Origin of the sequence: Paenibacillus sp. Cedars (assembly GCF_003184205.1) — a bacterium.
GTDB classification, from domain to species: domain Bacteria; phylum Bacillota; class Bacilli; order Paenibacillales; family Paenibacillaceae; genus Paenibacillus_AQ; species Paenibacillus_AQ glucanolyticus.
Map to the genome: position 1 here is coordinate 1,560,408 of NZ_CP020866.1, position 13,817 is coordinate 1,574,224.

Sequence of the window (13,817 nt, forward strand, 5' to 3'; positions counted from 1 at the left end):
CTGGAAGATATAGAATGAAGAATTTCAATGAACAGCTTCCGGTTGTATACTATAACCACGTAGAACCGTAGGAATGAGGAATGAGGGATGAGGTTGCAGACCGAAGTGAAGTTGTACACCATGTGCATGATACAAGACGGAAGCAGAATCCTGCTGATGAATAGACCAGATGCCAAGGGATTTCCCGGTTATATTGCGCCCGGCGGCAAAGTGGATTTTCCGGAAAGCATTGTGAACGGAGCGATTCGGGAGGTTCGGGAAGAAACCGGTTTGATTGTGAAGGACATCATCTATAAGGGCCTCGAGGAATCGTGTGAACCCAATACAGGTCTGCGGTACATGGTGTTTAATTATTTAGCCACTTCCTTTGAAGGTGAACTGCTGGAGCATCCTCCCGAAGGGGAGCTGGTATGGGTGGACCTGGAAGAGGCATTGAAATTGCCCATGCAGGATTGGTTTAAGCGTCGGTTTCCCTTGTTTTTTGAAGAAGGCACATTTGAATTAAGCGAGATATGGGATGAGAAGACGGGGATTGTTCTGGAAGAGACGGTTAAGCAGTATCCGGCCAGATTGCCTCAAGTGGCAGGTTTCGCAGATTAGCGAAGGACAAACAAAGCCGGCCTTAGGCCGTATCATGCTTACTGGTTTAATCGGCATATTGAGACTGAGTACGAGAAGATACGTCAACCGCTTCATCTACTGGATGGATATTATAGAATCTTCTATCTGAAATGGGGTCGCATAACCATGAACCTGCAAGTCATTAACCATCTGTGTTTCTCCGTATCCGATCTGGATCGCTCGATTGCTTTTTACAGGGATGTGTTTCAAGCCAAACTTCTGGTTAAGGGAAGGAAGCTTGCCTATTTCGATTTGAACGGATTGTGGATTGCTTTAAATGAAGAAGATGTCGACAGAAGCACCGCGAATAGAACGTATACCCATATTGCTTTTTCGATGGAAGAACATGATTATGAACCGACACTTCTCCGGCTTGAGGCGCTCCAGGTGGAGATTCTGCCGGGTAGGTCAAGGGATGAGAAGGACAAGAAGTCGATTTATTTTCTGGATCCGGATGGTCATATGTTTGAGTTCCATACAGGCGGTTTGCAAGACAGACTGGATTATTACAGGGCGGATAAGGATCATATGACCTTTTACGAAACCGAATAAACGCGAAGGAAGAATCCAATTGCGGATGAAGGGGATGAGCCGGTGAATCTTGCGAACAAAATAACGATAGCCAGGATGTTGTTGATTCCGTTATTTATTCTTTTTTTTGCGGAGTACCCACTATGGTTGACAGAGAATAATCGTTTTTTCGGATTTATACAAGAGGATGGACGTTACATAGCATTAGCTGTATTTATTCTTGCTTCGGCTACAGACAAGCTGGATGGTTACATCGCCAGGAAATACAATCAAATCACGAATTTGGGGAAGCTGCTGGACCCGCTCGCAGATAAGCTGCTCATATCGGTTGCCTTAATCATGATGGTTCAATCCGGTATGGTTGCGACGTGGATAGCCGTTGTCATCATCGCGCGGGAATTTGTTATTACGGGGCTCAGGATGGTAGCTTCGGAGCAGGGCATTGCCTTATCGGCTGACAAGCTCGGTAAATTAAAAATGGTGCTTCAGGTTGTTGCCATCGCAGCTGTATTGCTCGATAACTATCCGTTCCAATTCGTAACCCTGATCCAGGTTGATGAATGTTTAATGCTTGCTGCTGTTGGCTTGACGATCTATTCCGGCATCCATTATTTGCTGAACAATTACAGACTCATCAAATTGAACTGAATCTTAGACACTGGTATATATCCTACTTTGTGCCCAATTTATTTCTGGAAGGTAACGATTTAAACCGGGACTGTCGATATAACAGATAGATTGGTAAAAATACCTGCGAGACAGAAGGTACAAAGGAGAGAAATAAATGAGCTTAAACAGAAAGACAACGAAGATCTTTCTAGTCGTTGTGATGATGTTGGCGATGGTTTTTCCAACCAGCGTATTCGCCGCCTCCGGGGACGTAACGTCGATTGAATTTGATACGAACGAGAGCAAGATTTACTTAACCGTTAATGAAACAACGGAGCAACTTCGAGTATTGGCCAACATTGAAGGTTCAACTACGAAGAAGGATGTAACCAATGAATCGACATGGACTTCGTCCAACACAAGGATCGTAAAGGTTGATGGTGGACTCATTCTTCCACTGGAGAAAGGTACGGCAAGAATTACGGCAAAATATAAAGGCGCTATCAAGACGATAGATGTTGACGTCAAATTTGCCATTGATGATCTGAAGCTGGATCAGCCGGACAAAGTAGAGCATAAGCTTGGAACGGAAGGTTTAACCGTTAAAGCGTTGGCTGACGGAACGAACGATGTAACCACGGAAGCAAAGTGGACGACATCCGATGATAGTGTAGTAAAAGTAAGCAAAGGCGAGCTGACGCTTGTAGGTCTGGGCAGCGTAACCATTACTGCGGAATACAAAGGGCTTAAAGCTTCGTATTCGATCAAGGTTGTTGCACCTTACCAAAAGCTTGCTATCGTACCAGGTGAGGATCAGGAGCTGTTAGTTGGCGATGCACCTGTAGAGCTTAAAGTTTTCGCTAAACAATCGGAGACCGATGCCGGTACGGATGTAACGGACAAGGTAGAACTGAAATCCTCCAACACTTCTGTAGCTACTATAGAAGATGGCAAGCTTAAACCCGTAGCGTTGGGTAAATCTACAATCAGTGTAGGCTACCTGGGCTCAACAGCTAAACTGGATGTGTATGTGCGCAATCCATACGAGGCTTTGATCCTAGATCAAACGGATTTTGTGAAGAATCCGGTCCTGTTTATGAATGATTCCATTACGGTTAAGGCAAAGGTTAGAAACGCTGCCTCGCAATCCGTTGATGTCACGGGTGAATGGACATCTTCGAATCCGCTTGCCGTATCCGTTAACGGAGGCGTAATTACAGCCAGGTCTTCAGGAACCTCCACCATTAAGGTAAGTCATCTTGGAATCAGTAAAGAATTTACGGTGAAAGTGTATCCAACGGTTACGAAGTTTGAAGTAGCCGATTCGAAGGTAGAAGTGCTGAAAGACGAATCCAAATCCTTCCCTAAGGTGACAGGAACGCTTCTGGACGATGAGGAACAGGATTTCAGCAGCGCAGTAACCTGGACCTCCAGCGATGAGAAGGTCGTAACCACCGAAGATGGCAAAATCAAAGCCATCGAAGCCGGTACAGCAACAATCACCGGTAAGATTGGGTCCAGAGAAGTAGCATCAGTGCCTGTTACCGTTAATGAGAAAGTGCTGGTTCTGCTGTCTGATGTAGAAGAATATCAACTGGTTATGGGTAGAAGCAATACACTTCCGAAGGTCAATGCTGTGCTTGAGGATGGCGAAGAGAAGGATGTGACGTCCTTGGTTGAATGGTCACTGACTGGCTCCGCAGCTGTCATCAAGGATGGTACGCTTAAGGGACTTACCAAAGGTTCGACAACGCTGAAGGGAACGTATCTGAATAAAGAGGTAAAAATTCCCGTCATCGTTGAACAGGAAGTTGTAAAAATCGTGGTGGAGCCTGAGAATATCGAGCTTAATATCAAGAAATCCAAATCGATTAAAGTCACAGGTTACTACAGCAATGGTAAGGCGGTTTCCCTATCATCCAAGATGAATTGGAGTACTTCGGACACCGCTCTTGTGACGGTATCGAAAACTTCCGTTAAAGCCGTTGCCGAAGGCACAGCTACAATTACGGGCTCCTACCAGGGCAAAGAAGTTAAGGTGAAAGTCAACGTTGTTCCGAAGTTGACCAAATTGACCGCAAGTGACAAGAGGCTGGATCTGAAGCCGGGAGATGTCAAAACCGTTACGGTGACAGCAGAATTTGATACTGGAGCCAAGACAAGTGTGGGTGACAGCGCGGTATGGACGACCAGTAAATCTAGCGTTGCCAAAGTGACAAACGGACGGATTGAAGCGGTCTCCAAAGGAACTGCGCGGATTAAAGGGCAGTACAATTCCAAATCCGTAACCATTACCGTGTCTGTTAAATAGAAAGATTGATAGCAGCAGCCCGGCTCTACCCAGAGCCGGGCTCTTGTTTGTCCAAAAGAGAATCAATTGTTTTTTGAGTTGATTGGAATCAGAGGCTTCATACAGTAAAGCGTTATTTGTTTACAAACCAGGCGAGCAGATGTCCGTTGTATACTTCGAATGATTTCACTTGAAACGCTGTGTTCTCTGCTAGGGCATACATTTCATCGATCGTATAATATTTAATCTCCGCATCTATGAATCCGTCACCAGGCTGATAGTACGGCATATCCAGAAGATCCGGATCGTACTGATTGGGAGCAAAGTGACGTTTCCACGGCGTAGAGATGAGCAGGCTTCCGCCGGGAGTGAGTCTGTCCTTTATTTTACGCAGGACTGGAAGGGGATTGTAATTCATATGTTCAAGAATCTCGGTGAACAGAATAACATCGAATTGTTCTTTTCCCGGGATCTCCTCAGCTTCAATATTGCATAGATTCCATCGTACACCATAATCCTGTTCCAACTCTTCGGACCAGTAATCCGGAATCATATCCAGACCGTATGCCTTGGCTCCTGACAGGACGCTGTACATCAAGAGTGTACCGTAAGCTGCGCCAATGTCCAGTACCTTGGTACCTCGTACCACTAACAATGAATCCAGTATCGCAAGCAGAGGGAACCAGTAGGTGGATTCTTCTTCCTTGTAGGCGGATAGATAGTGGCTTTTCTCCCGTTTGGCATGATAGGAGGAGATAATGGTCTGAGCACGGGAAAGTTTATCCTCTGGCGATAATTGGGTTTCAGGCGAAGGGTGTAATGAAGACATGGCTTTACCTGGCACGGTTCCCACCACTCCAACGCTTACGAGGAGGTACCCCGGCACATTGCACTTTTCTTCCTTCGTCAAGCCATGATACCACTTCGTGAGCCAATGCTTAACGGTTTGAGAATCCTGGATGAAATCAAGAAAATCCAGACTGTTTAAAAAGCCGATGCTGCTCTCTTCAATCAGCGCTATTCCGCTCCGCTCAAATGAATCCTTCAGTGAGAAGATAGGATACTCTGTTCCATACAGCCAGGTGCCGAGCTGCTCTGCGGCTTCTTTACCGGCGCGGTAGGGCAAGCATTCTGCAAATGGAGTAATGACAAGAACGGTCCCTCCCGGCTTGGTGACCCGTATCATCTCCCGTAGAATCGTTACTTGCTCATCTTCATCAAAATGTTCAAGCACGCCAGCGTTCCAGGTCAGATCAAATTGGTGGTCGGGAAGCTGCATTTCTCTAATATCGGATAGGATGAAGGTGCCCGGTACTTTGGCTCTATAGAAGGCGCTGCGGCTGTTATAAAGTGCATTCTTCGAATAATCGACCAGGGTAACCTCTGCTTCCTCAGCGGCCAGACGAAGCGAGATTTTCCCAGAGCCGGAGCCAGCCTCTACCATGCGTTTTCTTTGAATGCCCCCGGAAATGTCGATAATCTTGTCGTATATCGTTTGGCTTAATGAATCCCAGTGGTATGACACTTCACGAGACCATAACTGATCCCAAACCAGCTTCTGCGGCTCATCCCTTAACATGTTATTCAATCCCCCCTTTTACGGCTAGGTGTATATTTATGAAACAGTTGGAGGAAGCCTTGCGAGTCCCTGTGGATTTCAGCCAATTCCCGTAACCCATATGCTCCATACTGATGAAACAAGCCTTCTTCGTTGATGGAGAAATCAATATGTTTGTCCTGAAGTGACATGCGCTGTGCCATCGTTGCATGGTATACCCACGATTCCAAGCAGCATTTGGGCCTCCACTCCGAACGAATGCCCATATAATAGCGCATCCCCAGAAGCAGACTGTCATCCTCGTATCCCTGCTTTCCGGGTAGAAAACGGGTATCATAACCGCCGATTCGGCGCAGGATCTCCGCATTATGAACGACCGGATGCACGAATCCATATGCCGTCCCTTCTCTTGAGAGCTGCTGGAGCGCTGTCATCAGGTGTTCCGGTGTCTCTGGTAGTTGAATGAACTCCTTCAGCGGCTGCAGTTCTCCGCTTGATGTCACGATACCGGGAGAAACCATGGGCTCTCCCGTATATGCCAGGTAACGGAGAAGCGGTTCGTACCAGCCGGTAGGGAGAATCATATCAACATGAATCTCAGAGATGTACTCCGTTTCAGGGAAGTGCTCCCATATGAACTCAAAACATGCTTGTCTAGCGGCTGCGATCCCTATATTGACTCCCTCTCCCTGAATGACGCACGATATGCCTTGAGTTAGTAGCCAGTCCTGAAGCTCTTCGTTTGTAAGACACCCTTGGTTGAACAGTACCGTATTATGGTCTTTGGAGTTTTGCAGACTGCTTAATGCCAAGCCAGCCATATGCAAATCTTCCTCCCGTGAATCTTCCCGAATGAATAATGGCAGTGTATGAATTATTCTCATTACCTTCGCTTCCTCACATTAGTTAGTTTTATTCCTCCATTCAACCAGAGAAGGTGACTCATCCAGAATGGATTCGTACTGTTCCCTCCAGCCGAATTGCGCTTCAGGATCAAGCTGTGAGTAGCGCTTATATTTCTCTAGCCTGTGTTCCGGTTTGGCCCATCCATAATGCTTCAGTCGGATAGATGACAGGTGATGCGGGAGATCGAATACATTGACCGGGAACCTGCCACAATGCTGTGCGGATTCCTTCCAGAAGTAAATCATATCAGGCTGGTAACGAAGGAGAAAAGGACGATAATACTTATGCGAGCTCCAGTATTCATCATCCCTGTAATGGGTCTCGCTCCAGAAGTCATATAGCCTGAAGCAATATAAGTCGACTTCCTTCTGTTGAAGCATGGAGGGAAGCTCATCGGCAAAGGAAGATTCAAACCACTCGTCTGCATCCAGATTCAGAATCCACTCGGGGTGGATATTCAGGGTTTCACGCCATTGCTGCTTTCGAAGTTCGATTTCATTATGAAACAGGGATTCCGTATTGCTGATCAGCCGTATCGGAACCCCTTTCAGTGCCTTCAAACATAAATCGATGGTATGGTCAGTACTGCCATCATCGATGATAACAGCTTGATCGATATAACTGCGATGTCTTTCCAGTGCTTGGCGTAAATAGCGATTGGCTTCATTTTTAAGCACCATCGTCAGGGTGAGGGACGGGCGTGCTGAGCGGTTTACTTGGGTAACCCGACCTAGACTCTCTTCATCATGTTTTTCTAATTGGCTTAGTGTAACCTCGGGGATGGAGGAATTGGCATCCGTCGCTTGCAGAAACAGCTGGGCATTATGAAGGTCACTGTCGCGGTATATATGATAGGCCGGGTAATGAGTGTCCACATACAGGGTAAAGCCAAGTGCGGCTGCACGAATGCTGAAATGCCGGTCTTCCCCCCAGAAGGATAAGTTGTAGATCGGCTTGAAGTTCGCACCGCGGATAAGAGCACGACGGCTGATTAAGGTGCAGGCTCCGAGCCCACCGACTTCATATATCCCCGGTTCAATCAATTGGCTGACAAATCGCTGATAACGCTCTTCTTTTTGAGTTTCATCCAGGATTTCACCTCTGGCCTGTTCCCACTGCGTATATTCATCTTTAAGCCACACTTGGGGATGAGGCCTTGATTCGGGCTGCCACCGTGTCCAGAAGATTTCCGAGATGATATCTTTATCGGCCGCAATGAGATGGTTTAATGTGTGAGGGTCCAGCAGCAGATCCGAATCAACGAGGAATAAATAGTCGTATTGTAAATCAATAGCGTATTGAATGATCTTGTTCTTATAGTCGGCTACTTTCCATATCAACTGCTCATTCCAATAATGGGTTGTCTCGTTGCGGATATAGTCGTCCTGTCTATGAATGTTGTGGATTATGACATGGTTAGCTTTTCGGATAAATTCGCTCAATAGGACGCTGGATTGCTCCTCCTGATTGTCATCGATAAAAAAGTAGGTTATCTCCATAGGGTCCTGCTCCAATCGAAGCAGCGAAGTTAGAAATCGGTCCAGTATTTCCGGTTTCTGCCGTATGGGACTGCCAATCAGAACACGAATGCGCTCCTTGGTCATCAGACACCCTGCCTTTCACCTTCATCCTGAAGTTCTTTTAACTTGGTGCGGAAGTATGCCTGGTTTGCCAGCATCGTTTCATCGCCGGGACGATAAGTAAGTGCGGTTTCATTATGCTGATTGGCCAGCACATGTTCCCCGATCCGGTCATAACAAACCGCCAATTGCAGATGAGGCAGCCACGTGGAGAAGGAAGGATTGTGAAACCCCATATAATCCGCGGGCAATTTAAGCTCAGTCGCTAGTTTATACCAGTAAATTGCTGTATTGTAGTTGTTTAATTCCAAGAAACGATAACCAATCCGGCAGCAGAATTCTGCCCGGGGTGCCGCAAACTGAAGGGATCTGATAGAGGATTCAAATGCGGCTTGCTCATTTCCTAACTCGTGATAGCAATCGGCCAGCCTGCTGCACGCCGTAAGAATATCTTCTATCCATCCTTTTCCGGTATGTAAAAACTGTTCATAGTAATTAATGGATTTCTCGAACTGGCGGTGATCCTTTAATTCATTGGCATAATAAAATAAATCCCGTGGCGGGAACGATTCACCGGCAGCTTCACGTTTCTCGTAAATTTTTAAATTCCGGCCGCTATCGGGATCATGATTCAGGCTTAAGTGTGTAACCGCAACGTCGCTGTTTATAACATTTCCATAGACTTCCAGATATTCATGGACAGGCCCGATCCACCGGAAGGACTTGCTTCGTTTGACCAAGCGGTTGCGACGCAGGCTGAAAGTGACATTACCATATTCATCGGAGCTTAAATGATAGAGCATGGTGACAGAGTCGGTGTCGGGGGAAAGTGTTTCCTTGAGAGCTCTTAGTTTATGCTGGTCTTGTTCCAGCAGTACATCGTCTGCATCCAGCCACAGGATATAGTCTTTGGAAGCTTTGCTAAATGCATAATTTCGTGCCGCGGAGAAATCATCGATCCATTCAAAATCATAGACAGACTCAGTGTAAGATTGAACGATGGCCTTTGTACGATCCGTAGAGCCAGTATCTACGATGATTATCTCATCCACAATGTCGGCAACACAGGACAGACAACGGTTAATGACAAGCTCTTCGTTTTTTACGATCATGCATAAACTGATTGAGATCAATGAGATTACCTCCACATAGAATGGATTCAAACCAAATATGATAGATATATATTCAAGTCAGCTTATGAAATGAACCGTGTTTTATTTACATAATTCAAGTTGACTATACAGAAATGATGAATATCGATCCTTGAAGCTCAATATTCTAAGTGATATATGGGAATGAATGATATCCTAGCATCCATTTCACTTCAGGCGCAGCAATCATTCCACAAGGAGGGCTTGGCATGAGTATGCCGAAGATTCCCGAAGAGAATTTTCGACCAACCAAAGATGAAGTAGTTATTGATCTGTTAAAGTCTATTGCGATGGAGGAAAATGCAATTGCACACTTGCTTCATGCAGAAGCAGAGAAAATTCAGGCTTTTGTAGGGCATCATCACAGCATCTCAGGCGAACCTAGCCATGCGGACATCATCAAATTGAGCAGTCAGGTATCTAAGCTGCTGGATGTAATTGTGATGAAGGAATGGCTGTTGCTGCGCAAATTGGAGAATGTCATGGAACTGCATGACTCGGGACATGACTGCGATTATTGTGATGGTGAGGAGTAGTAGCCAGATGAAGCATACCTTGGAGAATGAGATAAGTCGCACATTTGCGGAGACAATGATACCGTCGCTGTTGGAACTGAATCAGTCATTTCAACAATACATGGACTCACTGAATGACCTTCAATTTTTGATGTTAAAAAGGGGCTTAGCCAGCTCGGATTCAGCTACTGGTATTCATTTTGTTTCTCAATTCCTATATATCTATCACCAAAAAATTAATATAAGTTTGTCTTGGATGAATAATAAAGATCGGGTCTCATGGATTCCAATCACAATACATATGGTGCGGCTCACCGAACAATTAAGAGACAAGATGGGGCACCTGGTTTTGCAATCCAGACTGTCATCGAGATCGACGGTTTTTTATGCTGAGGAAATTAAGCGGACTACTTCGCCTTCGCCTCCTCTTTTGGCGAAAACCATGTACTCACCCGATAAATCCAAGACGAAGCCATAAAGATGAAAGAGGTGAGAAGATGATTCAAGCACATTCTTCTTCCAATATGTCCTTTGATATGACGGAATTAAGTCAAAGTATAACGCTGCTGCTCTCTTCAATCGCTGTAGAGGAAATGGCGCTCGCTCATATCGTAAACGGAGAAGCCGAGAAGATTCAGTATGTGCTTGGTACTTTACAGCCATCGCTGTTCCAGCCGGAAGATGTTTCAGTTGATAATTTGCTTGCTATTAATGATTCTGTTCAAAGAATTATGGAGGATGTGCTGCTGAGGGAAGTTATGCTGCAGATGAAGTTTAGTCATATCATGATGGCGCTGGAGGTAAACAGTATGCGTACGCATCGTACCTAATACTCATGCATGCATACGAGTGACGGGAGGTACGGAATGCCCAATGATAATCTATCTAAAGTCACTCCAGATCTTTTGCTGAAAAGAGATCAAGCGATAAATCTTTTACTCACCTCCATTGCGATGGAGGAATTGGGACTAAGTCATATCATTAATGCGGAAGGGGAAAAGCTGCAGTATGTACTGGGTACAATCCCTGGATTAACGGGTCCTCCTGCTACGGTTAATGATCTATTAAATGTGAATGAAAGCGTAAGACAGACGATACAGGTGTTAACAAAAAAGCAGTGGCTCCTGCTCAATAAGTTAGACAGTGTACTATTCTCCTTGGTCGCTCCTACAGGTTCCCATGGTGGGGCGACCGGTACAACAGGCGCAACTGGAGCAACTGGGGCAACAGGTGCTGCGGGACCAACCGGCGCTACAGGTCCGACAGGGCTGTCTGGGGGAACGGGCTCTACCGGAGCCATGGGTGCGACAGGCCCGACGGGTTCTACAGGACCAACCGGTGCAACCGGGTTCACGGGTGATCCGGGGGTAACGGGTCCGGCAGGAGCAACGGGAATCACGGGTGCGACTGGACCTGCCGGAGCTACCGGAGTAACAGGAGTGACGGGACCTACTGGGCCCGCGGGACCAACGGGAGCCCAAGGAGGAGGTGCTACCGGAGTTACTGGGCCGACCGGATTAACGGGCGATCCGGGTGTGACGGGAGTAACAGGCCCGACAGGAGCAACAGGAGTAACAGGTGCAGCAGGTTTGATGGGACTTACAGGAGCGACGGGGGCTACAGGCGTAACGGGAGTAACAGGTGCAGCTGGAGTGACGGGAGTAACAGGAGTAACGGGAGTAACAGGTGCAACTGGAGTGACAGGAGCGACTGGAGTGACAGGTGCAGCAGGTTTGATGGGACTTACAGGAGCGACGGGGGCTACAGGCGTAACGGGAGTAACAGGTGCAGCTGGAGTAACAGGTGCGACAGGAGCAACGGGAGCTACTGGTGTGACGGGTGTAACCGGGGCACCCGGTGTAACGGGAGTGACAGGATCAACCGGAGTAACCGGAGCAACTGGTGTAACGGGAGTTACTGGAGTGACAGGAGCGACAGGAGTTACTGGACCAACCGGAGTAATGGGTCCAACCGGTGCTACTGGAGTAACCGGCGCTACTGGAGTAACCGGCGCTACTGGAGTAACAGGCCCAACGGGGGTAACGGGAGCAACCGGTGTCACGGGAGAAACAGGTCCGACAGGGTTGACAGGAGCAACAGGAGCCGCGGGGTTAACAGGAGCTACTGGAGTTACTGGATTAACGGGAGCTACTGGACCAACCGGAGCAACAGGTACAACAGGGATAACTGGAGCAACGGGGGTCACAGGAGCAACCGGGGCCACTGGAGTAACAGGCCCAACGGGGGTAACGGGAGCAACGGGTGTTACAGGAGTGACAGGATCAACCGGAGTGACGGGCTCAACGGGGGTAACGGGAGCAACGGGTGTTACAGGAGTGACAGGATCAACCGGAGTGACGGGCTCAACGGGGGTAACGGGAGCAACAGGGTCCACGGGAATTACTGGACCAACCGGAGAAACAGGTCCAACAGGGATAACTGGAGCAACTGGGGTCACAGGAGCATCCGGGGCCACTGGAGTAACGGGCCCAACCGGTGTTACTGGTGTAACCGGGGCCACTGGAGTAACAGGCCCAACGGGGGTAACGGGAGCAACGGGTGTTACAGGAGCAACTGGGGTCACAGGAGCAACCGGGTCCACTGGAGTAACGGGCCCAACCGGTGTTACTGGTGTAACCGGGGCCACTGGAGTAACAGGCCCAACGGGGGTAACGGGAGCAACGGGTGTTACAGGAGCAACTGGGGTCACAGGAGCAACCGGGTCAACTGGAGTAACGGGCCCAACCGGTGTTACTGGTGTAACCGGGGCCACTGGAGTAACAGGCCCAACGGGGGGAACGGGAGCAACCGGTGTTACAGGAGCAACCGGGTCCACAGGAGTTACTGGACCAACCGGAGCAACAGGTCCAACAGGGATGACTGGAGCAACCGGGGCCACTGGAGAAACAGGTCCGACAGGGTTGACAGGAGCAACAGGAACCGCGGGGTTAACAGGGGCTACTGGAGTTACTGGATTAACGGGAGTAACGGGACCAACCGGAGCCACAGGAGTGACAGGATCAACCGGAGTGACAGGATCAACCGGAGTGACGGGCTCAACGGGGGTAACGGGAGCAACCGGGTCCACGGGAGTTACTGGAGCAACCGGAGTAATGGGTCCAACCGGTGCTACTGGTGTCACGGGAGAAACAGGTCCGACAGGGTTGACAGGAGCAACAGGAGCCGCGGGGTTAACAGGAGCTACTGGAGTTACTGGATTAACGGGAGTTACTGGACCAACCGGAGCAACAGGTCCAACAGGGATAACTGGAGAAACTGGGGTCACAGGAGCATCCGGGGCCACTGGAGTAACGGGCCCAACCGGTGTTACTGGTGTAACCGGGGCTACTGGAGCAACAGGTCCAACAGGGATAACTGGGGCAACTGGGATCACAGGAGCAACCGGGTCAACTGGAGTAACGGGCCCAACCGGTGTTACTGGTGTAACCGGGGCCACTGGAGTAACAGGCCCAACAGGGCTAACGGGAGCAACCGGGGTCACAGGAGTTACTGGAGCAACAGGCCCTAACTTTGCAACGACAGGGTTCTCTGCTTTTCAAACAGCTTTAAGTGTAAGTACATCTGCTCAGTTAGTTAACTGGACTGTAACAGCACCTTATTACACGGATCCAAATTTGAACCCAACGACCGGGAATTTTACGATTCCGGCGACAGGAAGATATGCGATTAAGGCTACAATCAACTATTCTACTTCAGCTGCCGTGTCGATTTCTCTTGGGGCTGGAATTAATCCGGCATTTACCGTTCGAAGAACCTCACCGACAACAACGGATTTAATTAGCGGATTATTCCCGCTGTTAAATGTTAACGTGGCCTTGGTTTTGACCTTGAGAGCAGTGTTAGGCAACGGTGCAGTGACGTTGGCAGGCGACGTTCAACTGAATGCAGGTGATGTGGTGGGCTTGTTTTACGATGCCAACGGCCTTACCATTTCGCTCAATCTCGGAGGAGCGACCTCATCAGGGATTGTATGGTCAATATTCAGGCTGTCTTAACATGAAATCCGTAAACGCCGATCATCTTTTGAGTGGCAGT

The 13,817-nt window shown here is 48.2% G+C and carries 11 protein-coding genes; 7 read left to right on the plus strand and 4 right to left on the minus strand.

Annotated features, from left to right (window positions below):
• Positions 1 to 87: 87 nt before the first annotated feature.
• The 4 genes from B9D94_RS08910 to B9D94_RS08925 all read left to right on the plus strand — a co-directional run bounded on the left by B9D94_RS08910 (position 88) and on the right by B9D94_RS08925 (position 4,072).
• The gene (locus tag B9D94_RS08910) at positions 88 to 600 is read left to right on the plus strand and encodes an 8-oxo-dGTP diphosphatase (protein ID WP_148246856.1); all 513 of its coding nucleotides are present in this window, start codon (positions 88 to 90) and stop codon (positions 598 to 600) included.
• Between the two features lie 147 nt (positions 601 to 747).
• On the plus strand, positions 748 to 1,173 hold the full coding sequence (fosB, locus tag B9D94_RS08915; protein WP_148246857.1) for a metallothiol transferase FosB: 426 nt from the start codon (positions 748 to 750) through the stop codon (positions 1,171 to 1,173).
• Positions 1,174 to 1,215: 42 nt separating this feature from the next.
• Positions 1,216 to 1,800: a CDP-diacylglycerol--glycerol-3-phosphate 3-phosphatidyltransferase gene (gene pgsA, locus B9D94_RS08920; protein WP_148246858.1), complete on the plus strand. Its 585-nt coding sequence runs from the start codon at positions 1,216 to 1,218 to the stop codon at positions 1,798 to 1,800.
• Positions 1,801 to 1,936: 136 nt separating this feature from the next.
• The gene (locus B9D94_RS08925) at positions 1,937 to 4,072 is read left to right on the plus strand and encodes a hypothetical protein (protein WP_036641857.1); all 2,136 of its coding nucleotides are present in this window, start codon (positions 1,937 to 1,939) and stop codon (positions 4,070 to 4,072) included.
• A 112-nt stretch (positions 4,073 to 4,184) separates the two neighbouring features.
• On the opposite strand, the gene B9D94_RS08930 is transcribed toward B9D94_RS08925, so the two are convergent.
• The 4 genes from B9D94_RS08930 to B9D94_RS08945 are packed head-to-tail and all read right to left on the minus strand — an operon-like array spanning position 4,185 to position 9,228.
• Positions 4,185 to 5,630, minus strand: coding sequence for a methyltransferase domain-containing protein (locus B9D94_RS08930; protein ID WP_148246859.1), 1,446 nt, complete (start codon positions 5,628 to 5,630; stop codon positions 4,185 to 4,187).
• Between the two features lie 5 nt (positions 5,631 to 5,635).
• Entirely contained in the window at positions 5,636 to 6,493 is an 858-nt protein-coding gene (locus B9D94_RS08935; RefSeq protein WP_063480100.1) for a hypothetical protein, read from the minus strand.
• A gap of 18 nt (positions 6,494 to 6,511) precedes the next feature.
• Positions 6,512 to 8,119 (minus strand): glycosyltransferase family 2 protein, encoded by a 1,608-nt coding sequence (locus tag B9D94_RS08940; RefSeq protein ID WP_172963927.1) that lies wholly within the window; start codon positions 8,117 to 8,119, stop codon positions 6,512 to 6,514.
• Positions 8,119 to 9,228 carry a glycosyltransferase gene (locus B9D94_RS08945; RefSeq protein WP_063480098.1) on the minus strand — a complete coding sequence of 370 codons (1,110 nt, stop codon included), beginning with the start codon at positions 9,226 to 9,228 and terminating at the stop codon, positions 8,119 to 8,121. The genes B9D94_RS08940 and B9D94_RS08945 overlap by 1 nt, the downstream gene beginning before the upstream one ends.
• A gap of 227 nt (positions 9,229 to 9,455) precedes the next feature.
• On the opposite strand from B9D94_RS08945, the gene B9D94_RS08950 reads away from it, so the two are divergent.
• The 3 genes from B9D94_RS08950 to B9D94_RS08960 all read left to right on the plus strand — a co-directional run bounded on the left by B9D94_RS08950 (position 9,456) and on the right by B9D94_RS08960 (position 13,777).
• The gene (locus B9D94_RS08950; RefSeq protein ID WP_148246861.1) at positions 9,456 to 9,782 is read left to right on the plus strand and encodes an alpha-helical endospore appendage domain-containing protein; all 327 of its coding nucleotides are present in this window, start codon (positions 9,456 to 9,458) and stop codon (positions 9,780 to 9,782) included.
• A 476-nt stretch (positions 9,783 to 10,258) separates the two neighbouring features.
• Positions 10,259 to 10,591 carry an alpha-helical endospore appendage domain-containing protein gene (locus tag B9D94_RS08955; protein ID WP_063480095.1) on the plus strand — a complete coding sequence of 111 codons (333 nt, stop codon included), beginning with the start codon at positions 10,259 to 10,261 and terminating at the stop codon, positions 10,589 to 10,591.
• Positions 10,592 to 10,627: 36 nt separating this feature from the next.
• Entirely contained in the window at positions 10,628 to 13,777 is a 3,150-nt protein-coding gene (locus B9D94_RS08960) for a beta strand repeat-containing protein (protein WP_148246862.1), read from the plus strand.
• The last annotated feature ends 40 nt before the right edge of the window (positions 13,778 to 13,817 follow it).